Below are 26,058 nucleotides of genomic sequence, written 5' to 3'. Positions count from 1 at the left end.
ACACAGTATCTCCGCGCCTTTCAGCTACGCAGCGAACTCTTCAGAAAACCCGGTCGAGAAGCACTCAAACACGCTGTCAAAGCGACTCTCTGAAATCAACAATGTGCTACACATGAGCGGAGGAGAAAGCCGACGAACTCGATCTCGACATCCTCCGACTGGCAATCCAACCAGACCACGTACACCTGTTCATCACAGGCAACCCCAAACTCTCACCGAACAAAATCATCCAACAGGTCAAGGGCTACACCTCACGCACCCTCCGCGAGGAGTTTGATTTTGGCCTCCCATCGCTGTGGACACGTTCGTACTTCGTCTCCTCAGCGGGAGAGGTATCGAGTCAGGCCATCGAACAATACATCGAATCACAGACGGGACAGTAGGATGGAACGCGAAGTCACCACGACGGTACGGATCAAACTCCACTCGCTCACCGAGCAAAAAGTCCGTCTTGTCGAACGCGAATACACCGCGTTCCAAGATTCCGTTCACGGTGACGATGAAGCGAACCTCTACTCTGCCACCAAGCAACAGGCGGGCAAAGTCCGGTCGAACAAGAATCCACGAGAGGACACCGAGCAACCCGTCGTTCTCCGCAACGACTGCATCACCATCGAATACGACGATGATACTGTCCTCTCGTCGTGGTGGTTCAAACTTCCCGTCTACAACCCCGAGCGAGAACGGGGTGATAGCATCTGGGTGCCCGTTCACGTCCCCGAGAAGGACACACACCTGCTCCGTGACGAGTACATCCGCGACTCGGAACTCGTCCACCGAGACGGCGAGTGGTACGTCCACCTCGTCTGCAAGCGGTCTGTGGCCGTCGCAGACGAATACGATGACGTACTCTCTGTCGATATGGGTGCCAAGTGGATTGCCGTCAGTACGTTCCTCTCCGACCGAGACACGCAATTCCACGGCGCAGAAGTCCGTCGTGTCCGTGAACACTACAAGCAACTCCGAAAGTCCATCGGAAAAGCAAAGGTTCGTTCGGGGGCACAGGTTATCGAGCGCCTCGGTGACAAGGAATCGCGAACGGTCGAACACGAGTTGCATCAGGTGGCGAACAACCTCGTTGCCCGCGCTCGCGAACGCAACGCTGTCATCGTGTTCGGTGATATGACTGGGTTGCGCTTCGACAACGACAACGGACGGTACGTGAACGACAAGACTCACAAAATGCCGTATGCAAAGATGGCGAACATCCTCACGTACAAGTCCCATCTCAACGGGCGGGAGTGCATCCCCGTGAACGAGTACGACACGTCGGTGACGTGTTGGCGCTGTGGGTCGCAGAACACGAATCGTGAGGTGCAGGGCCGGGTGGAGTGTGACGACTGCGGGTTGGAGGACAACGCTGACAAGAATGGTGCGTCGAACATCGGTCAACGAGCCGTTGGTAAGAACATTCAGAGTCCGCTATCGACGGTGGGGGCTGTTGTGGCTCAGCCCGAAACGCAGGTCGTACTCAACGGAACCAGCGGTGAGATGGAACCTGCGAACTCCCCAGACGACGTGGGCCTAACCCTCAGTGAGGGAAGCCCACGACTTTAGTCGTGGGAGAAGTCACATGCTGTAAAACGATATCCATATTATGTCCCTACAATAATTATTTATTGTTGTTATATCTGGCCATACTATTCGATCTCACGTTTGCCGCGTTTGGCTCGAGTAGCCTCTTGCGATATAATCAGTATCACGTTAAAGTTGCAGTGACGGCTGGATTACGGTGTCGGAGCCTACTGCGTACGGCGATTGACTCCATTCTGTCATATCGTTTGGGTCCGGATGAGCAGATTTACGAATGACACGGAGTGACCGCCAATACTACCAAGCAAAGTATCGTAAATTATCGCCAGCCGGAGAGAAATGGAAATACGGAGGTTAGTATGACCTACTAACCCACTACAAGCTCAAAATTAGCAAGAGGTTAGAATATACTCGCGCAGAACACTGCAACTCGCGAAAATATTCCTCGTATCTACTCGTTATCGCGAGAATTACTTAAACTAGAATCAAGCAGTGTCCGTCGCCCTCCTCAACGCGAATCGGCCCACCGCACTTGCTACAGCTGTACTGCTCGGGGTTGCGCACGGTTTTCGAGCGTCGATACTGGGCAATCCGACCACCTCAGTCCAGGCAAACAAGCCATCATTTGGGTGCAATGGCACTGTCTAGATATGGAAAACCAAGTGACAGTGGTACGATTGAAAAGATTTTCGCACTGATCGTAAGTAATTGATTTTTGATAATAAGATCGGCTGCATCGTGAGACGACGGGAATCGACTGCTTCACCGAAACTCTAGTCGTGATGAGATGAAGTAATTCGTTAGCTCCACACGGTAGAGACGTTGAAACGCCACTCTACCCCAGAATCACTTAACTAGACAGTGCCGGTGCAATGAATCGCTCGCAGTGCTGCGAGGTGTCGAGGGCGTCCGTCCAGCGGGTGAACGTTCGCCCGTGATCTGCGTCACCGAACTCGTGATACTGCCATGCGTGAATCAGTTCGTGCCGGACGGTGGAACTGAATTGTTCCCATCCATGCTTCTCGTAAGCCTTCCAGGTCAGTGCAATTGTGATTGCCTCTGTTGCAGGGTCGTACTTGGTGACGCCCGCCTGTCGTTGGGCTCGATGTGAGACCTCCCACTCAATCGTTTCGACCGGCAGGTCAGGGAAATGCTCGGCGGCTACGTTTGTTGCGTGCTGTCGTGCTCGGTCGAACAGGGCTGTCGGTGTCTCAGGGGTATCGTCGGTCGTAGCGTTCGAGCTTTCAGTGAGCGTTCGCTGGTCGGTGATCTCCGAGAACGTCACTTGACGTGTCATGGATAAAAAGGGCTGAAGCGGTGGTTAGTTCGGCAGTTCTTTTCGTCCCGTTCGCACGCACGGCTAGCACGGGAACCCGTTGAGACCGTCGCAGTCTTCGGGTTCGGTCTCGTTATCGTCCTCCGATGGGAACTCCTCGAGCGTCCCGTCGTCGGTTGCGGTTTCGACGGCGGCCATATGCTTGCAGAAGGCGCTGCGATGGACGTGGTGCGGGCACGTACAGGCCATCAGTTCGTCAGTCACGTCGTCGATGGAGACGGTGTACTGGTGGGCTGCAGGGTTCTCGTGGCTCTCGTTGGTGACTTCGACCATTCCGGGGGCATCGACGTCGAAGGAAAATTGTTCGGCCTGTGCCTGTTTCTGTACCGTCTCGTCAGCTTCAAGGGCTGCGGATTGTTTAGCGCGCTAGAATAGGTTCCCTTCCGAAATTGCAAAGACGCATCAATGAGAAGAATATTATGTGTACGATCATATTTGCTACAAAGTTGAGGACGGAATCGCTACTCTGACATTTAACCGTCCGGACGTATACAACGCGTTCAACGAGACGATGATCGATGAGCTGAATGACGCGCTCAGGAAAATAGGGGACGATGAGACAGTCTATTCACTCGTACTCACAGGTGCAGGTGACGGTTTCTGTACTGGTGCCGACATGACGGCCATGCCAGACTGGACAGAGCAGTCAAAAGAGGAGTACGCTAACTTTCTCCACGAAGTTCAGAACGTCATTCAACAGTTGCGTGACCTCGCGAAACCGAGCGTCGCTGCGGTCAACGGACCAGCAATCGGTGCTGGCTGCGATTTTGCGCTCGCGTGTGACGTTCGATACATGGCTTCGGACGCGTACCTGAGCGAGGGGTTCGTCAACGTCGGTCTCGTTCCCGGCGACGGGGGTGCGTGGCTACTCCCGAAACTCGTCGGCGAGTCAAAAGCGCGCGAATACCTCCTCACCGGTAAGAGAATCTCTGCGGAGGAGGCGGAGAGCGTCGGTCTCGTTAGTGGTTCAGCCGACGATGCCGTCGAAACAGCACTGGAGTTCGCACGGACGGTTACTGATCTCCCGGCGACCGCCGTCCGTCACACGAATCGACTCGTGGGATACGGCGCTTCCCTCGCGGAGCATTGCGAGCGTGCGACCGACTACCAGTGGGAGTGCGTGAACGACCCGGAACACAAAGAAGCGGTCTCGGCGGCACGCGAGGACCGCGACCCGGACTACGATAGGGAGACGTGACCCACTCGGAGACGTTTGATAATCGTCACACTCCCTGTCAGAACACAGTACAGAACGTTGAGACCGTCTACTCGACCGGTTCGCCAAGGACGGAGACGACGCTACTCGCGAGCGTCGATCGAATTATACGGGTGGGAAGGCCAAAAGGCGAGAAGCCACCGCCACGATGTCAACAAACGTTATAAGTTCGGCTTGGAACGATATATTATGGTAGTACGAACTGTCGGTGTCATCGGAGCCGGCACTATGGGGAGCGGTATCGCACAGCTAGCAGCCCAGAACGGCTACGACGTCGTCCTGCGTGACATAGACTCCGACCTCGTCGATCGGGGGCTTGAGACGATTCGCAAGAACCTCACAGAGGCCGAGGAGCGAGACATCATCGACGACGCCGATACCGTCTTCGACCACGTGACTGGGACGACCGACATGTTGGACGTGACGTCTGCAGCGTCATTCATCGTCGAGGCTGCTCCTGAAGAGATGGAGATCAAACGGTCGGTCTTCGAGGAGCTGGACGAGCAAACAGAACCGGACGTGGTTCTCGGGTCGAATACCTCGTCGTTGTCGATCACCGACATCGCAAGCGCCACCGAGCATCCGTCCCGGGTCATCGGAACGCACTTTTTCAACCCACCCGTGAAGATGAAACTCGTCGAGCTCGTGACCGGCCACCACACGAGCGACGAAACGCTCCGACGAGCGGAAGAGTTAGCGGATGATCTCGGTCGGGAGAGCATCGTCGTGGACGATTTCCCCGGCTTCGCCACGTCTCGACTCGGATTGGTTCTCGGGATGGAAGCCGCCCGGATGGTTCAACAGGGCGTTGCGTCGCCCGAAGACATCGACACCGCGATGGAACTAGGGTACAATCATCCGATGGGACCGCTGAAACTCGGCGATTACAACGGCTGGGACGTCCGCGTGGAGGTCGGCGAGTACCTTGCAGAGGAACTCGGAAGCGACGTATATCGCCCGCCACAGAACGTCAAGAAGATGGTCCGGGCCGGCGACTACGGCGTCAAAAGCGGCCAAGGGTTCTACGACTGGGACGAGGAGTAAACGCGGCGATAGTCGAAAGTAACGTCGGAACACCGGCTACACCACTACCCTTTACCGAAGACGTAAATCGCTCCACCCCCCCTCGTCGTAGTCGGCGGTGTACACGAACCGCATCTCGATGGTCGCTATCTTCCACTCGCCGTCGATATACCGATACTCGTCCTCGTACCACCCCTGTCGCCACGCGCCGCTCCCGTCGGAAAATGTGATCGGGGATTCCACGTACCACCGACCGGTCGCCCGGTTCCCGTCGACATCGACGTCGAGAATCGGGTTCGAGAGCATGTGAGCCGACCTCTCTAGCTGCCCCTCGACGAACTGGTGAGCGAATCGGGCGAGGCCCTCGGATCCCTCGTAAACGCCCATCCCGCCGAAATCAAGCGTCGGGTCCGCGACGAAGAGGTCGTAGAAGGCATCCCAGTCTTGTTCGTCGATGGAGTAGCAGTATCTCGCCCGCAGTTCTTTGATTGCCTCTCGGGCTTCGAGCCGACGGAGTCGCTGCGTCTCGTCCATGTTGTGCTCTTGGAGCACTGGTTGTTAACAGTTTGCCAGCAACTACTCTTCGGGTGGATAGAGGCGCAAAACGCCTTGTGCGGTAGCAATCGGGTCTCTCGAAACCGCGTCTTCGAGTCGCCCGGCGACGACAGCGTTCGCGAACCCGAGGCGGACGATTTCAACAAGGGGTCATATGGCTCGTCGCCGGTGTAAGAAGTTAGTGTTGAGGTTGACCGTCAGGCCGCAGTCGAACGACCGATCCGCGGACGCTGCCAGTAGGGTGATGCCCATCACAGTATCGAGCTAAAACATCACCATTCCGCTGTGGATCGCGCCGTTCGTCCCGGGGTTCGCCCAGTGGTCGCTGTGCGGATATGCGCCTCGAGCATGTCGCCATCGGGCGTTTCGAATGTGATGTTGAGGTCTTTGATGAACAGATGAGAGTCCGCCGGGTTTCCGAGTTGGTCGTGAGGGTTCGACCCGTTCATCCTGAATCCCATGTTCGCACTGTCCCAGAGGTCGTCAGTGGCCTCGGTTGGATTGTCGTCGATCATCGATTGGAAAGCGGGCGGCGACACGCGTTGCTCTCGTTCCTCACCACGGGTGGAGTGAAGTGGGTCATTCTTTCGAAATGGTCATGTCGGACTCGAGACAGTCCCAGGTGTCCGCCGAATTGCCCCGATCCCGAAGCTTCGCCTTCTGTATCTTCTCGTTTTCCGTCTTCGGCAGTTCGTCAACGAACTCGAGATAGCGCGGTATCATGAAGTACGGCATCCGTTCGTTGCTCCACTCGATGATCTCTTCGGGGGTACACGACTCGCCATCTTCGAAGACAATCCAGGCTTTGACCTCGTCCTCGCCGCCCGCTTCCTCTGCCGTCTCGCCGACGACGGCGACCTCTCGTACCGCCGGGTGTTCGAGAATCGGCTGTTCGACGTCGTAGGTTGAGATGTTCTCGCCACGGCGACGGAGAGTATCGCCCATCCGGTCGACGAAGTAGAACCAGCCGTCCTCGTCCCGACGGAGGCCATCTCCAGTGTGGAACCAGCAGTTCCGCGTCGCCTTGACGGTCTTCTCGGGCATGCCGTAGTACCCGGGCGTCAGTATCGATGGAATCGACGGTCGGATGGCGTACTCGCCCATCCTCCCAGCTTCGACGGGTTGGTCGGTCTCAGGATCCACCAGACGAACGTCGAAGTACTCGTCCAGGAGAAGCCCGGCCGCCCCCTCCGGCCGGTCGACCCCGTATGGTGCCAGTACTGGCATGCAGGTCTCCGTGGTCCCGATGACCTCCGAGGTGTACTCGATTCCGTAACGCTCCTCAAACTCGTCCTGAATGCCATAGGCCGTCGGCGCGGCAAACAGGCAGCGGAGGTCGTTCTGGTCGTCGATGTCGCGTTCCGGTTGCTGATAGACGAAGTCCATCATCGACCCCAGGAAGTTACAGACGGTTGCGCCCGTCTCGTTGAGTCGATCGACCCAGCGCGAGGCGCTGAAGCTCTCGAACAGGCAGACCTTGGCGCCAGCGATGAGCGCCGGGAACACGACGAGAACCTGCGCATTGCTGTGAAAGAGCGGATTCCCGGTCATGTACACGTCGTCCGCGGTGAGCTCGACGAGGTTCCGGCACTGTTCCGAGAAGAAGTACTGGTGAGAGTACGTCTTCTGGATGGCCTTCGAGGGGCCAGTCGTCCCGGAGGTCATGATGATCGCTGCGACGTCGTCGAAGTGCAGGGCTGCATCGGGATTCGACTCCTCGTCTGAACGCAGGTCGTCCATCGCGACGGTGTCAAGATCCGAATCTGCCATATCCCTCTCCTCGACACCGCCGAGTACGGCTATCCTCTCCAGCGAGTCGAGTTCGTCTTGGACGTCCAGCAGCCGTGAGACGAACGACTCGTGGAAGACGCCGAACTCGGCTTCAGTGAGGTTCGCGACATGAGTGAGCGTCCCCTCCTTGTAACTCGTGTTGACGGGGACTTCCACGGCCCCGATTTTGCTGAGAGCGAACCAGAGATAAATGTACTCGACCGAGTTCGGGAGCATCAACAGGACATGATCCCCCTTCTCAACCCCGGCTTCCCGAAGGCCGTGTGCGAGTCGGTTGACGATACGGTTCGTTTCACCGAAACTGACCGTCTCCTCGGTCGTCTCCCACTGCAGGAACGTCTCCTCCGCGCGCTCTTCCGCCTGTGTCTCCAGCACCGTTGGCAAGAGCCAGTCTTCCTGGTCCTCCCACTCGAGGGTAAAATCGGCTACATCACCGTAGGTGTGCATCGTGGATAGATATCTGCGGGTGAGCATTTATAATCAGCGACGATCGATCCGGTGTGGCGGGGGGCCACGGCTATCGCCACGATGCGTCTCGTTGCGGCTGTTTCAACGGAGAATTCTAGATGTCGCGAAAAAACCGAGGAGGGTCGAGTTGACCGCGACTCGCCGTCTCCTGCAACTTGCTGTGCCATCGCCACAGTCTCGCAGTTCGGCCGCTCCGAGTGGGCGGGACGCTACTGGGACAAGTATCCGCCCTCGACGGCGAGCGTGTGGCCCGTGACGCGAGACGCCAGGTCCGAACCGAGGAACAGGACGGAGTTCGCGATCTCCTCCGGTTGGGCGAGCCCGCCCATCGGCTCCATGTTTCGGAACTGCTCTTCCATCTCGGGGTTCTCCTCCATGATGTTGTTGACCATCGGCGTCTCCACGAGTCCAGGCGCGATGGCGTTCGCCCGGATGCCCTCGGTTGCGAACTCGAGTGCAGCGCTTTTGGTAATCAGGCTCACCCCGGCCTTGGACGCACCGTAGCCGCTGTACTGGGGAACTGCCACCTGTCCGCCGATTGACGACGTGCTGATGATGCTGCCTCCGTTGTCCGCCAACATTGCCTCGATACCATACTTGAGACCGAGCCACACTCCCTTGAGGTTCACGTCAATTACTCTGTCGAAGCCCTCCTCGTCGTACTCGACGATGTTATCTAGCGGTCCGTCGATGCCGGCGTTGTTGAATAGGACGTCGATGCCGCCGAACTCCTCGACGCAGGTCGAAATCATGTTCTGGACGTCTTTCGCCTCCGAGACGTCCGTTTCGACGAACACCGCGTTACCGCCGATGTCCTCGATGTCGTCGACGGTTCCCTGACCGCCCTCGTCGTTGACGTCGGCCACCACGACGTCGGCGCCCTCCTCGGCGTATCTGCGCGCCGTCGCTGCCCCGATACCCTGTGCGCCACCTGTAATGACGGCTGCTTTACCGTCTACCAAGTTACTCATGTGAGATCCAGTTTGTTCATTGTTATCACGCAGTAAAATAGTTTGGGTGGACGAAGTCGAGACGGTGCATTAATGGGACGAAGAGAGGCTCTAAGGCACCTACGCGGTGGCCACATAGACAGGAAGACACGTGTTGCGCCCCCCAACTCTAGTTACAGATGTCTCGAACGGAAGAGATGTTCGAGCTTGAGAGCGAGAGATGTGCCATCGATCAAAATTGTTCGGATCGAGAGAGCGAACCGACGGGTTCCTCAGACTTCACGGACTCGATTCGAGCTGTCGACTTCCCACTCCTCGACTTCCTCCCGAACCACCTTGCCGGTCGCGGATCGGGGGAAGTCTTCGGGCTCGACGATTTCGAGGTAGTGCGGGAGCTTGTAGTTCGCCAGCCCGTCTTTCAGCATATTCATGAGTTCGTCGGTGTCGACTTCGTCTGGGTTGTACGTGCTGACGATGGCGCGAGGCACCTCTCCCCATTTTTCGTCGGACACGCGAACGACGGTCGCCTCCTCGATTTCCTCGTGCTGGAGGAGTATCTTCTCGAGTTCTGCGGGGTAGATGTTCTCCCCGCCGCTCTTGATGAGGTATTTTCGCCGGTTGATAAAACTGTAGCTCCCGTCGTCGTTGTAGACGAAGATGTCGCCGGTTCGGAACCAGCCGTCCTTGAAGTCTTCTTCGTTGGCCTCGGGATTGTTGATGTATCCGCTACAGAGGGTGGGACCGCGGGCCGCGAGTTCCCCTCGCCCTTCAACCTCGTTCCAGTTCTCGTCTATCAGTTTCAGATCTACGTACGAGGACTCGACTTTCGCGAGATCCTCGTCGTCGGGCATGATGCCGACGGGGATGTTGTTGCCCGCGCTGAGCACGTTCGCGTCCTCGGTCGCACCGTACGAGTTGGTGAACGGCATGTCAAACTTCTCGGTCACGCGCTTGACCTTCTTTGGGTCGACGAGGTCGACGAGCGCACCGATCTCACGGATTTCACGCATGTCCTCGACATCGATGTCGTTCTCGTCGAGGTAGTCGAGGAACTGGTTGATGACGCCGGGAAGCAGGAACAACCACCCGATGCCACCCTGGTCTTTTTCCAAGAGGATGTCGACGATGCGCTCCGTGTCGAACCCGTTCGGCGCGTAGTAGGTTCCGCCGAGAGAGAACACTGCCGGGAGCGCGTCGGCCGAGATGATGTGGAACAGCGGTGCCCATGCGATCCAGCCGTCGCCTTTCTGGAGGTTCCAGTCGATGGTGTACGTGTAGCCACGGGCGAGCCACGCCCGGTGGCTGATGACGACGCCCTTGGGCCGACCGGTTGTCCCTGACGTATACAACACGACGAGACCCTGTTCCGGGTCGACCTCGTATTCAGGGGCCGGTTCGTCCGTAGATCCCTCTTGAATCAGCGTCTCGTAATCGTCGTCGCCGCCGTCCCCGTCGAGGCGAATGATGTCGGGTGGGTCGTCGAGTCCATCCTCGATCCAGCCTCCTTTCTCGCGATACTGCTCGGAAACGATGAGCACGTCGGGTTCGACGAGGCTCGCACAGTGGACGAGTTCCTCCTCCTCGAGCCGCCAGTTCAGCGCAGGAACGAGGAAGCCGACCTTCGCGGCAGCGAAATAGGGTTCGATGTACTCCCCTCGATTCTCGGCGAGGACGGCGACGCGGGCCTGGCCCTTCTCGTAGCCCCGATTGAGGAGTGAGTTCGCCAGCGCGTTGACTCGCTCGTTGAATTCGGCGTACGTGAGTTCACGTCCCGGTTCGCTTACGGCAACGTCGTCAGCATACATCCGCGCCGCTTTTCGCATCAGGTCGCCCACGTTGAAGTGTCGGGATTGTTCGATGAAGGACTGTTGATCCTCTATCCCGAGGTCGAAATTGAAATCCATACGTATCTTTCGTTGCAATCTGGCAGTATAAACTTTTGCCCACCTGCTCCACGTTTGTCCGGGTGAGAAGCCTCGAACGTGCTGTTACCGGTACTCGTGCGGGCTGCTGCGTTCCGCAGGTGTGTTCCCGTAGGGATAGGTCAGCGCAGTCAAGCCCCGTGATCTCCTGGATGTGGAACGGGTAAAACCGATGTTCCGGAGTCAGATCGCCATCGGTTCCTCGACCCACCCCTCGTCGTAGGGCGAGAAGTACTTGGCATCGTAGGTGAGCTTGTCGATGAACCACTCGTTGCCGTCCTTCTCGAACTCGATCTCGTAGAACCCTGCGAGCCAGACGGCGCCCATGTCCTCGACGTGGCCGAGGTCGAGGAAGTGCCAGTAGCCTGTCGCGGTGTCCCCGTCCACCTCGACCCACGGGTTGATGCCGAGGTGGAACGAGTCGAGGATGCCGGTTTCGCCCTCGATGTACCCCTCGAGGAAGTCCGATACCTCGTCTTTACCATCGTAGAAGCCGAAGTCGCCGTAGTCGATGGCACAGTCCTCGGAGAGTAGTTCGAGGACGCCGTCTAGGTCGTGTTTGTCCATCCGCCGCATGTAACAGTGCACAAGGTTCGATACTGTGAGCACCGCCCCAGGATCGTCTACTTCTTGCATGATGCCAACTAGTCTCATTCGGGCAACCGATAAATAAGTTAGGTACGATTCGCTCGATTTCGAACGAGTGTGGGTTCACCCCTGTGATTCCCGTCAGTCGGCTCCGACGCCAGTTCACCTGAGAACCCCCAGCCACTCACTCTGGGTTAGGGTTCTCATCTCGAGTGAGCTGACCCATCGATGGAGTATTCGAATGGCCGTCGCGTGGAAGGTTCTTTGACCGTCCATCGAGACAGTACCGACGATGACGCCGAACGAAACCGCAGTAGACTGTGAGACGATTCAACTCCGAACTGACGACCCCGCCGAGCACGTCCTAACCGTCGTCGTCGACAGACCGTCGGCGCGCAACGCTATGAATGAGCAGGTTCGAACGGAGTTAAAGGAGGTTCTCGATGCCATCGACGACTCGGATGCCCGTGCGGTCGTACTCACCGGGTCGGACACGGCGGGAACGTTCGTCTCTGGTGCGGACCTGGACGACTTGCGGGATCGCTCTGTCGTGGAACAGCGCCAGTGGAGTCGGCGACGGAAGGTCTACGAAGCGGTTTCGGAGCTCTCGAAGCCGGTCGTGGCACGAATCAACGGTCACGCTCTCGGTGGCGGACTCGAACTCGCCCTCGCGTGTGACATCCGCGTCGCCGACGAGGGCGCCCGTCTGGGCTTTCCCGAGGTCGGACTCGGCCTGATTCCTGGCGGTGGCGGCACCCAGCGACTCCCCCGGCTCGTCGGCGAGGGACAGGCGATGCGCCTGATACTGACCGGTGACGTGATTTCCGCCGGAGAAGCACGTGAATTGGGGCTCGTCGAGCTGGTGGCTGATGACGAACCGCTCGACGATGTGGTCAGCGACCTGACCGAGAGTATCGCAGAAAACAGCCCGCTCACGTTGTCCTACGCCAAAGATGCGGTGAAAGCGAGTTCCCGGATGGACCTCTCGTCTGGCATCGAGTACGAAACCGAACTGTTCGTTCAGCTCTTTGCGACTGACGACAAGGACGAGGGCATCGTCGCCTTCCTCGACGACCGAGAGCCCGAGTGGTCCGGGCAATAGCTCGAACGTCGTCCCAGTCACTGCCACAGAATCGATTGGTTCGACCATCCCCGGCCTCTCCGTCGTCTGCTTCGGATTTCCGTTCGAGCCCCCGTCGTCCCCTTGAAGGAGGAAATCAGACGAGATCCGGAAGTCCGTGTTCTTTCATCACAGCAGCGATCTGGTTCTTTTGGATCTCGTCGGTGCCGGCAGCGAGGCGACGGCCCCGGGTCAGTCGGTAGAGGTATTCGAGCGGGTGGCCCTGCTGATAGCCGTTCGCACCATGAATCTGGAGTGCTTCGCTGACGATCCGTTCCGCCCGTTCTGTCGAGTAGAGTTTCGCCAATGAGGTGTCGAGGCGGTCGGGAACCCGCCCCTGGCTGTGTGCGTTGATCGCGGCGCGGTAGGTGAGCAGTCGTGCTGCTTCGAGTTGGGTGAGCATATCCGCTAGTTTCCACTCGATTCCCTGGAAGTCCGCGATGGGTTGCCCGAACTGCTCTCGCTGCTGGGCGTAGTCGAGCGCCTTTTCGAGACCATTCCGTGCGAAGGAGTTCGCCAGCGTCGCACAGCCGAGTCGTTCCCAGTTGAGCGCTTTCAACTGGTCGACGAAGGCGTCCTTCCCACGAGTGAGGACGTTCTCTTCGGGGATGTCCACACCCTCGAACCGGAGTTGACTCTGGGTACCGCCGTGCATATTGGTAAAGTGTTCCTGAACCTCGACGCCGTCCCAGTCGAACTCGATGACGACCGACCCGAGGCCCTCCGAAAACTTCACCCAGACGACGGCTGCGTCGGCGTGCGGAACGTTGCTGACCCACACCTTCTCGCCGTCGAGAACGAGGTCGTCGCTCACTCTCGTCTGCATCGAACCGACGTCGGACCCGGACTCGGGTTCGGAGATGGCGATAGCGATGAACTCCTTGCCCTCGATGACTGGCGGGAGGTACCTGTCCTTCGCCTCCTCGCTGCCGAACATCTCGATAGCGCGGGGAGCGACCATCTGCTGGTTGTAGAGGACTTCGGCCGTATCGGGACAGACGCTGCCGACCGCTTCGATGCTGAGCATGGCCTCGAACTCCGACATGCCACCGCCGCCGTACGCTTCGTCGAAGTTGATACCAAGAAAGCCCTGATCGGCGAGCAGTTCGATGTTCTCCCAAGGCGGTTCGCCGTGCCAGTCGAACGCCTTGTCGGCGAACTCCTCCGTCGCAATGTCTTCGAGAGCTGATAGGACCATCTCCTGTTCGGCAGTGAGGTCGAACATGGGTTGCGCTTGCTTCGGGTGACGGCATGAAAAACCCATCGGGAGGGGGAGTCACTTTTACGTATCGGGTGATACCTTCCTAACCATGCGCGATGCATATGTGATTGGCGCCGGACAGAGCGATTTCGGCGCGTTTCCCGACGAAGGCTACCGATCGCTGTTCAGAGCAGCGTTCGAGGAGGCCCTCGAGAGCGTGCCAAAGGGAATCGAGAAGGACGCCATCGACGAAGCGTACATCGGCATGGTGGGCATCGGTGGTCGCCAGATCGGTCTCCCCGGGCCGGCAGTGACCGAACACGTGGGACTCGACGGGATTCCGAGTGTCCGTCTCGAGAACGCGTGCGCAGCGAGTGGCTACAGTGTCCGACAGGCGGTTCAGGCGGTCAGAAGCGGGATGGCGGACGTGGCGCTGGCGGGCGGGACAGAGGTGATGAATGACCTCGGCAGAGACCGAGCACGCTACTGGCTGGGCGTCAGCGGCGAGATGGAGTGGGAGCGGATGGCAGGGACGACCTTCGCCGGGGTGTTCGCGCAGATGGCGAGCGTCCACATGGAGGAGTACGGCACGACCAGGGAACAACTCTCCAAGGTCGCCGTCAAGAGTCACGCGAACGGGGCGAAGAACCCTCACGCACATCTGGACCACGAGTGCACGCTTGACGACGCCGAATCGGCACCGACCATCGCCGCGCCGCTCGGTCTATACCACTGCTGTCCGATGTCGGATGGCGCCGCGACCGTCCTGGTCGCGGCCGAAGATGTCGTCGATGAGTTCACCGACGACCCCATCAGAGTCGCTGGTGTCGGCGCTTCGAGCGGCGGTCTCGGACTCTTCGAGCGGAAACAGTACACGTCGATTCCCGCCACCAGGATGGCGGCAGAGCGGGCGTACGGCGAAGCAGCCGTCGCTCCGGACGACCTCGACTTCGCTGAGGTCCACGATTGCTTTTCTATCGCCGAGATCATCGCCTACGAGGACCTGAGCTTCTGTGACCCCGGCGACGGCGGTGATTTCGCCGAACGTGGGGCGACCGAACTCGGGGGGGAACTCCCGGTGAACACGTCCGGCGGCCTCAAGTCGAAGGGACATCCTATCGGCGCAACGGGCGCTAGCCAGGTCGTCGAGGTATTCGAGCAGTTGTCCGGTAAGGCCGCCGGGAGACAGGTCGATGACGCATCAGTCGGACTGGCGCACAACATCGGCGGCAGTGGCGGCGCTGCGACCGTCCACGTCTTCGAACGGGAGGGGTCGTCGTGAGTGCTCCGGGCATCGCCAGCGTCGGCGCGTACGCACCCACCAGCCGACTTACTGGCGAAGCGATTGCGGAGACGTGGGGGCAGTTCAAGGCGCGTGGTATCAAGTCGACGGCGGTTCCGGGGGCGGACGAAGACGTACTCACGATGGGGTACGAGGCGGCTCGGCGTGCGCTCGATGCGTCATCCATCTCTGGGAGTGACGTCGGTCACGTGCTGTTCGGAACGACAAACCCACCCGTCGAGGAAGAAGCCATCCTCCCCCGGTTCGGGGAGATGCTGGCCGTTCCGAAGACAGCGGAGACCGACCTGTTCACCGGCTCGCTCACTGCCGGCGTTCGGGCGCTTCGGGCTGGCTGTCGCGCGCGGGCCGAGAGCGGTTCGGTACTCGTCGTTGCGAGCGACGCACCACGCGGTGAACTCCACCAGGCCCTCGAACAGGGGGCTGGTGCTGGTGCTGCGGCGTTCGTGCTCACTGCGGACGCTCCCGTTACGGTCGAGTCGTTTGCCTCGTTCTCCGAATCAGCGGCCGGGTCACGGTTCCGCAAACGCGGAAGCGAACGGACCGAAGGTGTCGGCATCGCTTCCTTCGACAGACAGATTTTTCTCGACACGATTACGGGGGCACTGGAAGCGTTGAACGTGCCCCTCGACTCCATCGACGCCGCAGCGGTTCAGGCGACGGACGGACGACAACCGTACCGGGTCACTGAGGCGCTCCCCGTCTCTAGTGAGCAGCTCAACGCACACGCCACGGTGCATACGCTTGGTGATACAGGCGCGGCGAGCGTCCCGCTGAGCCTCGCACGTGCACTCGAGGACGATGCCGCACGGATTGTCGGTGTCGCTGCCGGGTCGGGTGCGACCGCGCAGGCGGTCGTCCTTGATGCGGCCGAGACGGTACCCACGGCGCTTGCGCTTGACGGCAGTGAGGACATCGAGTACGCGACCTACCTCCGTCAGCGGGGGGAAATCACCGGCGGGACCCCCGAGGGTGGCGGCGGATACGTCAGTCTTCCTGCCTGGAATCGGTCACTCGCCCAGCGATACCGGCTCAAGGCCGGTCGATGCCCGTCGTGTGAGCGGCTCAATATGCCGCCGCGCGGCGCGTGTAGCTACTGTAACAGCCTTGTGGAGTACGACCCTGTCGAACTCTCGCGAACCGGTGAGGTGGAGGCGGTGTCGGTCATCTCCCAGGGCGGCGCGCCACCGGAATTTGCCGAACTACAGGGGCGTACCGGGCCGTACGCGACCGGAACCGTTGCCTTTGAGGGTCCGAAGGGGGATTCGGCGAGTCTTCCAGCGATGTTCGTTGAGGTTGAACCAGAAGAGGTCGCCATTGGTGACGAGGTGGAACCGACCATCCGGCGAATCTACACGCAGGAAGGGGTGACACGGTACGGGTTCAAGATGCGGCCGATCCAGTAAGGACCGCTCACTCCTCGTGATGGCTCGTTCGCGGGATTCGCGGTACGCCCTCGGCGGTGATGGTCTCACCGAGGATGTAGCTCGCCGCGGGACTCGCGAGGAACTGCGTTACCGATGCGATCTCTGCTGGCATCCCGATCTGTCTGTCGACCTCGTCTCTGTCGATGTCGTCCGCCCCGATTCCCTCTTGGCTCTCCAAGCCCTCCGTCGCGATGAGCCCCGGCATGATGCCGTTGACTCGAATCCCGTATTCGGCCCACTCGTAGGCGAGTGTTCGCGTGAGATTGTTCATTCCAGCTTTCGCGGCCGAATAGTGCGACATGCCTGGCGCTCCGTCGCGGGCCGCCACGCTCGAGATGTTGATGATGATCCCCTCGCCTCTGTCCCGCATTGCTTCGCCGACCACCTGGGCGCAGATGAACGCGCCGTGCAGATTGATGTCGACGATGGTCTTCCACCCGTTTTCACTGATATCTTCGAACGGGGCGACGAAACTGGCGCCTGCATTGTTCACCCAGACGTCGATCGGGCCGAACGCGTCCGTCGTCGCCTCGACGAGTTCTTCGACTGCTTCCCAGTCCGTCACGTCGCACTCCACGGGGAGTGCCTCCCCGTCGTAGTCGCGTTCGTTGATGACGTCGGCGACGTCTTGGACCCGCTCCTGTGACCGGGAACAGACAACCACTTCGAGTCCCTCCTGGGCGAATCGCTCGGCAATTGCCCGACCGATTCCGGAGGACGACCCGGTCACGACCGCAGTCGAACCGCGAATATCGAACTCGTCCGTCTTCATGTTCCCTTGACCCTATTGTGAACACGCCATTAAATCTATCTGGGGCGCGGTGTGGCGCACCTCGCTGTGACCTGTCGACACCCGCCGTTCGAGCATTCCGGAAATCGATAATTGTTGATTGTAGATTTGACTTCGGTGAGGGTTCGGGGTTGGTCGACGTGTCAATATTCTTCTGTCCAACCTTAGAGCCGGCCTTCAAATCGCTCTGTTTTGCCAGTCCCAGTCCCCGGCGTAATTGTTGCAATCGATTGGTGTTTCGGGGGAGAACAGGGTGTGCGTTGTCTCTCGGTCCCCTGAATCGGAAACCTCGTCGACAGAGTGCAAGGAGGAACCTGATTGGCGAATGGAAGAAGGACTACCGAAGGGGGCGTATGCAGCGCATTCTTCGATGCAGGTATAAGAATCGGTATTTCCGACTATCTCGAATGCTTCAGCAGTCAGGACTTTTCCCCTGCAATCCGGGCGGTGCCCACTACTTTTCACGCTGCAGACGGAGAAAAAAGGGCCGACGGTATTACCTGTTCATTACAAGCATAGCAATGTAATAGGAGGTGGGTATAGTTCACAGACCTCACAGCGTGAGTGGGATGGCTATACTGCTACAGTGCCGCATCTGCGGTTGCCTTTATGCATGTTAGTAATTTACAGGTGCTCGACGATTATTCGGTTATTTCGGAAAGTATACCGAGACCGCAAACCGTTCTGCCATCCCTAAAGCGGTTTGAAAAGGTATCCTGGCATTTTCGACGGTTACAGCTCATCCGGTTATTCCGGACTTTAGAGAGCACTGTTAACATATAACAATCGCTGTGATAACCGGAAACTGATTTCCGATAGCTAGTTGAGAGGAATCGAACCTGACACCTCCAGGAGAATATCCGTCTCAGAGACGCTATTCGGCCCCACTCGCGCGGAGAACCGACTTCGCGAGAGAAGACGCAATTATTCCGACTATATCGGATATTTTTATACCGGTGGGCCGTGTATATGGTTAGCATGACCGACCGAATGCCGGTGAAGACCCCGATCACGGTTTTTAAAATAGTTGAGGCACTGCTCGAGATGAACGGGGCGCGGTTCACGGATCTGGTTGACTACATGGAGATGCCACAAAGTACGCTTCACGACCACCTCCGGAGCCTGGAATCGATCGGAGCGGTCGTCAAGAACGACAAAGAGTACCGGGTCGGGACCCGGTTCCTCGAAATCGGTGCTCGTGCCCGCCATCAGCACCCCTTGTTCGAGGCTGGCCACTCACAGGTCGAGAAACTCGCGATCCAGACGGGGGAACACGCGAGTCTCTCGATTGAAGAGCGCGGCCGCGGTATTCTGCTGTACGTTGCAAAGGGGGAAAACGCAGTCAACCTCCAGGCGTATCCCGGACGTCGAACCCCCCTGCATACGAACGCTGCCGGCAAGGTCATGCTCGCCCACTTTCCGGAAGAGCGCGTCGACGAGATCATCGACCGACACGGACTCTCCGCCTACGCATCGAAGACGATAACCGACCGCGCCACGCTCAAGAACGAACTCGAGCAGATCCGGGAGCGTGGATACGCGACGGACACGAGCGAACTCGTCGATGGCGTGAGAGCGATCTCTGCACCGATCATCCAGCAGCAGCAGGTTATCGGAACGATTAGCGTCGGCGGTCCCGCGAACCGTATGCGGGGAGAACGGTTCGAGGAGACGATTCCAGATAGTCTTCTCAGCGCCTCGAACATCATCGAACTCGACCTCACGTACGGCTAGTTCACCGAGGTCACCGGATTGCTCGCGTTCAGAGGTCGAACAGCTCTCTCGCGTTTTCGTACAGTAATTTCTGCTCTACCGTCAACCCGAGGTCGAGATCCTCGATCTGTGCGAGCGTCTCGCCGTACTCGAGCACCGGATAATCCGTTCCGAAAACGACCTTGTCCTGCCCCCGCGTTTTGATGAACTGGAGGACGTTTTGCTCCCAGTACTTAGGAGCGTGTGCCGTCGCACCGAGATAGACGTTCGAGTGTTTCCAGGCCAGCGCTTCGAGTTCCGAAGACCACGGCCAGCCAGTGTGTCCCCCCACGAGGTCCAGTTCGGGGAAGTCAAGCGCGACGTCGTCGAGCAGTAGCGGTCGCCCCATCTTGCTCGGCATCTTCATTGCGGAATGACCGACCTGCATCACGACAGGGACGCCTAGTTCGGCACACTTCGTGTAGAACGGGTAGTACTTGCGATGGTTGATCGGCCGCTCCCAGCCGTAGGGCTCAAGCAAGGCGGCGACGAACCCGTGCTCCTCGACGTACTCCTCGAGGCGTGCGACTCCCTCCATGCCCTCGCGTGGGTTGATACCTGCCATCCCCTTGATACGGTCGGGGTACTCGTCGGCCACCTCGGCGACGAGATCGTGCGGGACGTCGATCTGCATGCCGCCGTCGGGGTCGCCGAACTTCAGCGCGGGTATCAGCACCTTGTCGATACCCTCCTCGTCCATCATCTCGACGAACTCGTCGGGAGTCATTCCCTTCTCGGGAGCGTACATCTCTTCGTTGTTGAATATGTCCGCGGCGACGGTCTGGGCCTGTGAGTCGAAGTAGAGTTCCCGACCGCGCTCGGTGAAGAGATTACACCAGATGTCGATAACCTTGCCGTGGCTTTCTACCATGGAATCACTCGAAATTGCATGTCGACACGTATCGCGGAGAATTCGCTTAATGCTACCGGTAATCGGATTCGGGAGTCCGACCCCGTACTTTATACCGTCACACCCAGACACACGGACGTATGTCGTACTCGAAGATCAATCTGGAGGACGTCGACGAGAGTACCAGGACATCCGAGGAACCAGCAGTCAGGATGATCGGCTACGACCTCAAGATGCGAGGGGACGACCGCCCGAACGAGATGCGGTTCAACTACTTTTACTACGACGAGGGCGACACGGTCCGTCGTCACTACCAGAAAAAACAGGAAGAGCTGTTCTACGTCGTCTCCGGACGAGCGGAGATGGAGGTAGACGGGAAGACGTTCGAGATAGAGGAGGACGATTTCGTCGTCGTTGACCCCGGCCCGATGCGACAGATTCACGCCCTCGAAGACACGGAAATCTTCGCCGTGGGCGCACCGAACCTCCGGGACGATGCAGTGTTCGAAGAGGACGTCGACAGCGAGGAGGAGTAACCGTCACAGCGCGTCGATGACCTCGTCGCCGAACTGGGTCATGAGCGCGACCTGCTTGTCGATATCGGTCGTGAAGAAGTCGACGATGAGGCGGGTAACGCCGGCCGCACGGTAGGACTTGATGTCCTCGATAATCGATTCCGGACTCCCTGAGAGCAGTCGATCCGAATTTGCGTCGGCGTCGAGGTTGACTGGCCGTAATACGGCTATCTCCGGATCTCCCTCCCGGTCGAAGTCGGTCCATGCGTTCATGATGCGGTTCCGGGTATCGGCTACCTGATCCGGGTGGTCCCACAGTGTCGACCAGCCGGTTCCGAACTGTCCCACGCGACGGATAGCGGCGCCCGACTTCCCACCAATCCAGACGGGGATGTTGTGAGCAGGCCGGGGATGAAATCCGACCGCGTCGAACTGGTAGAACTCGCCCTCGTAGCTCGCGGTGCCGTTTTCGCAGGCGAGTTCGAAGATTTCGAGGAACTCATCGGTTCGTGGACCTCGCTCCTCGAACGGGACGTCGAGCGCCTCAAACTCGGTTTCCATCCAGCCAGGGGCAACGCCGAAATCGAACCGGCCATTCGAGAGCGAGTCGATAGTGAGGACGTTCTTCGTTAGTACCAGTGGGTGCCTGTAGGGGGCCGGGACGACGTTGGTTCCTAACTTGATGTCGTCGGTGACGACGGCGAGTTGAGCCAACACTTGGAACACGTCGTAAACGCTCGTATCCGTGTCGAACGGTGGCTCCCCCGACGACGAGTACTCGTAATCGCTTGGAATTCGCTCAGGATAGACGATGTGGTCGCCGGCGACGACGACGTCGAACCCGCTCTCTTCCGCGGTTCGGGTGCTCCGGCGGAAAACCTCTGGGAGGTCCGCGTCGGGAATACCGTAGGCGTTGCTCGTCGCCGAAAGCATGATGCCAAACTCCATACTGTCCATCATCTACCCCTCCGTCTCCCCGTGGAATTCGAGTGCACAGTTAGAAGCCTACGGTGGCTTCTAATTAGGTTTTGGGGTCAGTCACCCGCGGCCGACCAGGTAACCGAATCGAGTGGCAGACCGCCCCGAACAGCATCTTTCGTGAGTTCGCCGCTGTACAGAGGAGAGTCGACGGCCGAGTTTTTTATTCAGGTAGCCCGATACGCGGGTATGAAGTTCCTCGATGAGGACGAACGAGAGAAGGCGACCCCCAAAGTCGTTCGCCCGGAGGACGTTCCCCTTATAGACTTGGCCGACGTCAACGATATCGCCCCGTCTTTGAACATCAGACCGGTCGATGAGGCGTTGGGCCTTGCACGGATGGCCGCGAAACTCTGGTACTTCGACCCTGGTGACGAAATAAGCTACCACGCCCATCCAGAAGAAGAGGAGTTGTACTACGTCATCAGCGGCGAGTTCTCGGTGAAACTGGGGACTCCCGACGACCCACAGTACGTCACCGTCGGCCCGGGAGCATTTTTCGCTGCCGGGCCGACGGAGCCCCACGGACATCGTTGCGTCGGCGACGAGCAAGGAGTTCTCCTCGCACTGGGCGCACCTGCGGACGCCGGCGACGACGTCATCGACCCACACGACCAGTAGTAGGAGGGACACTACTATCGGCCCTGAGTTCGCTCGTGTCGAATAGACTTATGCCGGTGACCACACAACAGGCCGCATATGGTAGGAACGGAACTCGAGGGAACCGAATTACCGTCCGGCGAGTTCGAAGTGGGGGGGTGGAAGGCGCATCTCTGGGCCGATGCGACTAGAAACGACGAGGACGCGTTCCGGTACGAAGAGGACGCAAAAGCCGCAGGCGAGCCCGGTCAACTCGTCCCATACTCGATGTGCCACCACATCGTGGTCGAGGCGACGGACGGCGTGGACGCGATGATGAACCGAATCACGGACAAGTGGACGGCCGGTGCTGCGCTCGGTGGGCTCCGGGTGGACTTCCACGCACCGCTCCAGAGCGGGGAGACGCTCCGTGTCGAGGGCCGCGTTGACGACGTCGTCGAAAAGGAAGGTAAGTCCGGCAGGTTGACCATCGTCACTCACGCTTACTCCGTCACGTCGCCAACGGGAGACCCGGTGTACGACCTCGAAGCCGATATCGTGGTGCTGGGGGACGACTGACGTGCGATTCGAGGAGCTCTCGACGGGTGACGAACTCACTCGGACCGTGACAGACCTCCGCGGAGAGGACATGAAACTGATCGCTGCGCTCCTGGAGGATCCCTATCCACCCCACTACGACCGTCGTCGGGCGGACGACCTCGACTACCCCGGTCTCCTGAACCAAGGGCCGGCCAACCTCTCGTACATGCTCCAGCCGATTATCGCCGAACTCGACGTTCCCTCGAACGTAGAGCGCTTCGACACGCGCTTTCACGAGATGGTGTTCGAAGCCGAGACAGTCACCGCGACGGCAACGATCCGGGAAAAAGATCCTGACGCGAACACTATCGAGTTCGCAGTCGACTTGACGAAGGAGGACGGCACGGTCGCCGTCGATGGCACGGTGACAGCCACGTTCTCCGATCGATAGCCCTTTCTGGGAAGCAGGAGGGGTTTCACCCGCTGCTTCGACGGTTGAGCGACCGTACGACAGCTGCTGCACATCTGCACCCTGTTGTAGGGTACGGAATTCCCCCGGCGAACGGTCGTTGTCACCGAGTGCGACGAGGTGAGCGGATTATAAGTAGCGTATTAGAAACGCTTTTGCCTTTACTGGCCAAATCCGAGAGAGTAATGGTTGAACGAAGCGATCGCTCCGTCCAGACCTCCGACGAGAACTCGGAGCACAAGTACTCGTTCCACTGGAACCTCGATTTTAGCCTGAACATCGGGGAGACCAACAGAAAGTTCTTCGACGCGCTCAAAGAGAAGGAGATACACGGAACGAAGTGCCCAGAGTGTGACGACGTCTTCGTCCCTCCCCGATCGGTCTGCCCGAAATGTTTCGTCGAGGCCGAAGAGTGGGTCAATGTCGAACAACGAGGCGTCATCGAGAGCTACACAGTGTGTTTCTTCGAGTTCCGGAACATGCCGGAGCCGCCGTACATCACCGCGGTCATCCGCGTCGGTGAATCTGCGACCTGTCTGCTCCACTTCATCGAGGGAATTGAGTACGAGGACCCGCAGGACCTCATCGGGAGCGTCGAGAAGGGGACGGAAGTCGAACCGGTGTGGGCCGACCAGCGAGAGGGTCACATCCGGGACATCGACCACTTCAGGCCCGTCGAAGGAACATGACGTCACGGAGACTCAACAGAATGAACCAGACATCGACAGCGAACGCCCGAGAACGCGTGTCATCGGCAGACAGTACAGTGTCACATTTCATGGATCCGGCTGGAGGAAGTCGTGAATAGAGTCGCAATCGCCGGGTACGCAACGGAGGGATTCCAGGGTGAGGCGGACATGAACGTCGACGACGTCGTCTTCTCGGCCACGAAGCGTGCGTTCGACCGGGCCGCCATCACTCGGGACGACCTCGACGCAACCGTCCTGACAGGACAGGACACCTTCGACGGTGCAGCGATAAGCGACGGCCGGAAGGTCGCGACGGCGGGCGGCTACGGAAAACCCTCAATGCGGGTCCAGAACGGTGGCGGCGCCGCGGTCCACCACGCAGCGGCCAAGATTCGATCGGGCAAGGCCGACGTCGTCTCGGTCACGGCAGCTGACACCGTAACTACCGACCCACGGCTCGTCAGTTACACTGCTCACGAGGCGCTGTTCGCCCGCCCGATCGGACAGAACAATCACCAGTCGTACGGCTTCATGACCACGGCTCAGCTCGAACGGCGTGACGTTTCCCGAGAGGATCTTGCCGCTACCGCGGCCAAGAACTACGCGGCTGCATCGAATAACCCGACGGCACACCGCCGGGAGGCGTTCTCGAAGCAGGACGTACTGGAGGCTGACCCCGTCGTGGGGGCGCTGACGGAACTGATGGTCGGGCCCCTGTCGTTCGGTGCCGCGACGTGCGTTCTGGTCAGCGAGGAGGTGGCCGCCGACCGGGTCGACAGACCCGTCTGGCTCTCTGGAAGCGGACTCAACTCAAGTCGCTACAGCTACCGTGACATGGACGACCGCCTCGATCAGCCGACGCTCCGAAAGGCGGCCCAGACAGCGTATGAGGACGCGGGGGTCGACGCGGACGACGTAGATACCGCCGAAATCGCGGCACACACACCCACGTTCGAACTACTGAGTTACGAGACGCTCGACTTCTGCGAGACGAACGACGCGGCGGCCCTCGTCTCCGATGGCGTTACCGCCCCGGACGGGGACCGACCCGTAAACATCTCGGGCGGGCCGCTGGCGACGAACCCGCCGAATACTGGCGGGATCTATCGTACGATTGCGGCCGCGCAGGTTCTGAATGGTGACCTCGGATCAATCGATGCCGAGACGGCGCTCGTCGCCGACAACGACATGCACCTCGGCGAGCCAGGGCGAACGGACGCCGTGCTCGTTCTCGAAGGAGGGGCGGCATGACCCGGGACGTTGCCGTCGTCGGCGTGGGCTACTCCGATCCCGACTCGTTTACCGACTACCGGGAATCGACCATGTCCAAGGAAGAACAGGCCTACGAGGCCATCGACGAAGCGCTCAAACACGGGAACGTCGCCCCCGAGGACGTGGATGCGACCATGTTCACAACGGTCGACGGGTTCGAGGGGACCTTCCGGGTCGAGCGGACGCTCGAAGTGCTTGGCATGGGCCGCGACGTGCCCGTCTTCAGCATCAACACCGGCGGTACTGCCGGAGGGAGTGGCGTGAAGGTGGCGTACGAGTATATCGCGTCCGGCAAGTACGACGTCGCCGTCGTCTACGGGTCGCCGACCTTCGACTCGGTGCTTGAGGGACAGCAGGTGATGAACACGGCGGCTGAACCGCTGTTCGAGCGGCATTTCGTGACCGCCATCCAGATGGGAGCACTCCCCAGTTCCGCGTACATGGACGCCTACGGCCCCACGGAGGACGACTTCGCGACGGTCGCCGCACAGAACTACGAGTCAGCGGCGTTGAACCCCTACGCGCATCGGAACCGAGCACGGACGAAAGAGGAGATACTCGACTCGCCGATAGTCTCCTGGCCCCTCCGCCGGGCGATGACCTGCCCTGTCTCCTCGGGATCGGCAGCGATGGTGATGGTCGGCGAGAACGTCGCTCACGACCTTCGGGACGACCCGGTCTGGATCGACGCCATCGACAGCATCAGCAACACCTTCTCGTCGGGGTATCGGACGTACGAGTCGTTCCCGAAACTGAACACGCTCGCGGAGCGGGTGTACGATAGCGCAAACATCGACGACCCCCGTGCGGAACTCGACGTTGCGGAGACGTTCAACCCCTACATCCCGTTCGAGATGATGGAGTACGAGGCGCTGGATATCTGTGCCGACGGCGATGCCAAGCACCTCGTCCGCGAGGGTGCGACCGCCCGAGACGGGGATATCCCGTTCAACCCCTCCGGCGGTGTCCTTTCGACGAACTCCGGCATCTGTGCATCGCTCTCGCGACATACGGAGATCGTTCTCCAGCTGATGGACGAGGCTGGTGACCGTCAGATTGCGGACACGGAACGGGGCCTCGCACACTCGTGGGGCGCGAACCTGGGGCAGTTCCACCAACTCGCCGTCTTCTCACGGGATTGATGGTACCGCCCCAGTGCTCGTCGTTTCAGCGGGTCGCGCCGATGGGAGATGC

The 26,058-nt window shown here is 59.5% G+C and carries 26 protein-coding genes and 2 pseudogenes; 16 read left to right on the top strand and 12 right to left on the bottom strand.

Annotated elements, in window-relative coordinates; translation table 11 throughout:
- From ACR3FE_RS25520 to ACR3FE_RS25510, 3 genes and pseudogenes are all read left to right on the top strand, one after another.
- Window positions 1-93: pseudogene (locus ACR3FE_RS25520) on the top strand (IS1595 family transposase); the annotation flags it as partial.
- 26 nt (window positions 94-119) lie between these two features.
- Window positions 120-383: pseudogene (tnpA, locus tag ACR3FE_RS25515) on the top strand (IS200/IS605 family transposase); the annotation flags it as partial.
- A 1-nt stretch (window position 384) separates the two neighbouring features.
- On the top strand, window positions 385-1,557 hold the full coding sequence (locus ACR3FE_RS25510; protein WP_458210660.1) for an RNA-guided endonuclease InsQ/TnpB family protein: 1,173 nt from the start codon (window positions 385-387) through the stop codon (window positions 1,555-1,557).
- A gap of 826 nt (window positions 1,558-2,383) precedes the next feature.
- Here ACR3FE_RS25510 and ACR3FE_RS25505 read toward each other — a convergent pair.
- Together ACR3FE_RS25505 and ACR3FE_RS25500 are read right to left on the bottom strand one after the other, a co-directional pair.
- Window positions 2,384-2,830: a SprT-like domain-containing protein gene (locus tag ACR3FE_RS25505; protein WP_458210659.1), complete on the bottom strand. Its 447-nt coding sequence runs from the start codon at window positions 2,828-2,830 to the stop codon at window positions 2,384-2,386.
- A gap of 63 nt (window positions 2,831-2,893) precedes the next feature.
- Window positions 2,894-3,142, bottom strand: coding sequence for an SWIM zinc finger family protein (locus ACR3FE_RS25500; protein ID WP_458210658.1), 249 nt, complete (start codon window positions 3,140-3,142; stop codon window positions 2,894-2,896).
- A gap of 148 nt (window positions 3,143-3,290) precedes the next feature.
- Here ACR3FE_RS25500 and ACR3FE_RS25495 point away from each other — a divergent pair, with 148 nt between their 5' ends.
- Window positions 3,291-4,067, top strand: a complete 777-nt coding sequence (locus tag ACR3FE_RS25495) for an enoyl-CoA hydratase/isomerase family protein (RefSeq protein ID WP_458210657.1) — start codon at window positions 3,291-3,293, stop codon at window positions 4,065-4,067.
- A 207-nt stretch (window positions 4,068-4,274) separates the two neighbouring features.
- Window positions 4,275-5,129: a 3-hydroxyacyl-CoA dehydrogenase family protein gene (locus ACR3FE_RS25490; protein WP_458210656.1), complete on the top strand. Its 855-nt coding sequence runs from the start codon at window positions 4,275-4,277 to the stop codon at window positions 5,127-5,129.
- A 51-nt stretch (window positions 5,130-5,180) separates the two neighbouring features.
- Here ACR3FE_RS25490 and ACR3FE_RS25485 read toward each other — a convergent pair whose 3' ends face one another.
- From ACR3FE_RS25485 to ACR3FE_RS25460, 6 genes are all read right to left on the bottom strand, one after another.
- The gene (locus ACR3FE_RS25485; protein WP_458210655.1) at window positions 5,181-5,642 is read right to left on the bottom strand and encodes a nuclear transport factor 2 family protein; all 462 of its coding nucleotides are present in this window, start codon (window positions 5,640-5,642) and stop codon (window positions 5,181-5,183) included.
- Window positions 5,643-5,935: 293 nt separating this feature from the next.
- Window positions 5,936-6,202, bottom strand: a complete 267-nt coding sequence (locus ACR3FE_RS25480; RefSeq protein WP_458210654.1) for a hypothetical protein — start codon at window positions 6,200-6,202, stop codon at window positions 5,936-5,938.
- A gap of 40 nt (window positions 6,203-6,242) precedes the next feature.
- Window positions 6,243-7,901, bottom strand: coding sequence for an AMP-binding protein (locus tag ACR3FE_RS25475; RefSeq protein ID WP_458210653.1), 1,659 nt, complete (start codon window positions 7,899-7,901; stop codon window positions 6,243-6,245).
- Between the two features lie 230 nt (window positions 7,902-8,131).
- Complete coding sequence (locus ACR3FE_RS25470; protein ID WP_458210652.1) at window positions 8,132-8,893, bottom strand: SDR family NAD(P)-dependent oxidoreductase; 762 nt, start codon at window positions 8,891-8,893, stop codon at window positions 8,132-8,134.
- Between the two features lie 251 nt (window positions 8,894-9,144).
- On the bottom strand, window positions 9,145-10,776 hold the full coding sequence (locus tag ACR3FE_RS25465) for a class I adenylate-forming enzyme family protein (protein WP_458210651.1): 1,632 nt from the start codon (window positions 10,774-10,776) through the stop codon (window positions 9,145-9,147).
- Between the two features lie 201 nt (window positions 10,777-10,977).
- Window positions 10,978-11,430: a nuclear transport factor 2 family protein gene (locus ACR3FE_RS25460; protein ID WP_458210650.1), complete on the bottom strand. Its 453-nt coding sequence runs from the start codon at window positions 11,428-11,430 to the stop codon at window positions 10,978-10,980.
- A 244-nt stretch (window positions 11,431-11,674) separates the two neighbouring features.
- Between ACR3FE_RS25460 and ACR3FE_RS25455 the strand changes: the two genes are divergently transcribed.
- Window positions 11,675-12,484, top strand: coding sequence for an enoyl-CoA hydratase/isomerase family protein (locus ACR3FE_RS25455; RefSeq protein WP_458210649.1), 810 nt, complete (start codon window positions 11,675-11,677; stop codon window positions 12,482-12,484).
- Window positions 12,485-12,599: 115 nt separating this feature from the next.
- Here ACR3FE_RS25455 and ACR3FE_RS25450 read toward each other — a convergent pair whose 3' ends face one another.
- Window positions 12,600-13,727, bottom strand: coding sequence for an acyl-CoA dehydrogenase family protein (locus ACR3FE_RS25450; protein WP_458210648.1), 1,128 nt, complete (start codon window positions 13,725-13,727; stop codon window positions 12,600-12,602).
- 85 nt (window positions 13,728-13,812) lie between these two features.
- Here ACR3FE_RS25450 and ACR3FE_RS25445 point away from each other — a divergent pair, with 85 nt between their 5' ends.
- Window positions 13,813-14,985 (top strand): thiolase domain-containing protein, encoded by a 1,173-nt coding sequence (locus ACR3FE_RS25445; protein ID WP_458210647.1) that lies wholly within the window; start codon window positions 13,813-13,815, stop codon window positions 14,983-14,985.
- Window positions 14,982-16,409 (top strand): zinc ribbon domain-containing protein, encoded by a 1,428-nt coding sequence (locus tag ACR3FE_RS25440; RefSeq protein ID WP_458210646.1) that lies wholly within the window; start codon window positions 14,982-14,984, stop codon window positions 16,407-16,409. The genes ACR3FE_RS25445 and ACR3FE_RS25440 overlap by 4 nt, the downstream gene beginning before the upstream one ends.
- A 7-nt stretch (window positions 16,410-16,416) precedes the next feature.
- Here the strand turns inward: ACR3FE_RS25440 and ACR3FE_RS25435 are convergent, their stop codons facing one another.
- Window positions 16,417-17,202 carry an SDR family NAD(P)-dependent oxidoreductase gene (locus ACR3FE_RS25435; protein WP_458210645.1) on the bottom strand — a complete coding sequence of 262 codons (786 nt, stop codon included), beginning with the start codon at window positions 17,200-17,202 and terminating at the stop codon, window positions 16,417-16,419.
- Window positions 17,203-18,198: 996 nt separating this feature from the next.
- On the opposite strand from ACR3FE_RS25435, the gene ACR3FE_RS25430 reads away from it, so the two are divergent.
- Window positions 18,199-18,954 carry an IclR family transcriptional regulator gene (locus ACR3FE_RS25430; protein WP_458210644.1) on the top strand — a complete coding sequence of 252 codons (756 nt, stop codon included), beginning with the start codon at window positions 18,199-18,201 and terminating at the stop codon, window positions 18,952-18,954.
- Between the two features lie 28 nt (window positions 18,955-18,982).
- Here ACR3FE_RS25430 and ACR3FE_RS25425 read toward each other — a convergent pair whose 3' ends face one another.
- Entirely contained in the window at window positions 18,983-19,843 is an 861-nt protein-coding gene (locus ACR3FE_RS25425) for an amidohydrolase family protein (RefSeq protein ID WP_458210643.1), read from the bottom strand.
- Between the two features lie 119 nt (window positions 19,844-19,962).
- On the opposite strand from ACR3FE_RS25425, the gene ACR3FE_RS25420 reads away from it, so the two are divergent.
- Window positions 19,963-20,358: a cupin domain-containing protein gene (locus ACR3FE_RS25420; protein WP_458210642.1), complete on the top strand. Its 396-nt coding sequence runs from the start codon at window positions 19,963-19,965 to the stop codon at window positions 20,356-20,358.
- Between the two features lie 3 nt (window positions 20,359-20,361).
- Here ACR3FE_RS25420 and ACR3FE_RS25415 read toward each other — a convergent pair whose 3' ends face one another.
- Window positions 20,362-21,297, bottom strand: a complete 936-nt coding sequence (locus tag ACR3FE_RS25415) for a TIGR03619 family F420-dependent LLM class oxidoreductase (protein ID WP_458210641.1) — start codon at window positions 21,295-21,297, stop codon at window positions 20,362-20,364.
- Window positions 21,298-21,504: 207 nt separating this feature from the next.
- Between ACR3FE_RS25415 and ACR3FE_RS25410 the strand changes: the two genes are divergently transcribed.
- The 6 genes from ACR3FE_RS25410 (at window position 21,505) to ACR3FE_RS25385 (ending at window position 26,006) form a co-directional block, all read left to right on the top strand.
- The gene (locus tag ACR3FE_RS25410; protein ID WP_458210640.1) at window positions 21,505-21,936 is read left to right on the top strand and encodes a cupin domain-containing protein; all 432 of its coding nucleotides are present in this window, start codon (window positions 21,505-21,507) and stop codon (window positions 21,934-21,936) included.
- 78 nt (window positions 21,937-22,014) lie between these two features.
- Window positions 22,015-22,473, top strand: coding sequence for an FAS1-like dehydratase domain-containing protein (locus tag ACR3FE_RS25405; protein ID WP_458210639.1), 459 nt, complete (start codon window positions 22,015-22,017; stop codon window positions 22,471-22,473).
- A gap of 1 nt (window position 22,474) precedes the next feature.
- Entirely contained in the window at window positions 22,475-22,885 is a 411-nt protein-coding gene (locus tag ACR3FE_RS25400; RefSeq protein ID WP_458210638.1) for a MaoC family dehydratase, read from the top strand.
- A gap of 203 nt (window positions 22,886-23,088) precedes the next feature.
- Entirely contained in the window at window positions 23,089-23,592 is a 504-nt protein-coding gene (locus ACR3FE_RS25395) for a Zn-ribbon domain-containing OB-fold protein (protein ID WP_458210637.1), read from the top strand.
- Between the two features lie 111 nt (window positions 23,593-23,703).
- On the top strand, window positions 23,704-24,843 hold the full coding sequence (locus ACR3FE_RS25390; RefSeq protein WP_458210636.1) for a thiolase family protein: 1,140 nt from the start codon (window positions 23,704-23,706) through the stop codon (window positions 24,841-24,843).
- Entirely contained in the window at window positions 24,840-26,006 is a 1,167-nt protein-coding gene (locus ACR3FE_RS25385) for a thiolase family protein (RefSeq protein WP_458210635.1), read from the top strand. The genes ACR3FE_RS25390 and ACR3FE_RS25385 overlap by 4 nt, the downstream gene beginning before the upstream one ends.
- Window positions 26,007-26,058: the final 52 nt, after the last annotated feature.

Source organism: Haladaptatus rarus, from assembly GCF_054177585.1.
Note: the sequence above shows the minus strand (reverse complement) of the source record. Positions and strands in the feature narration are given on the sequence as shown.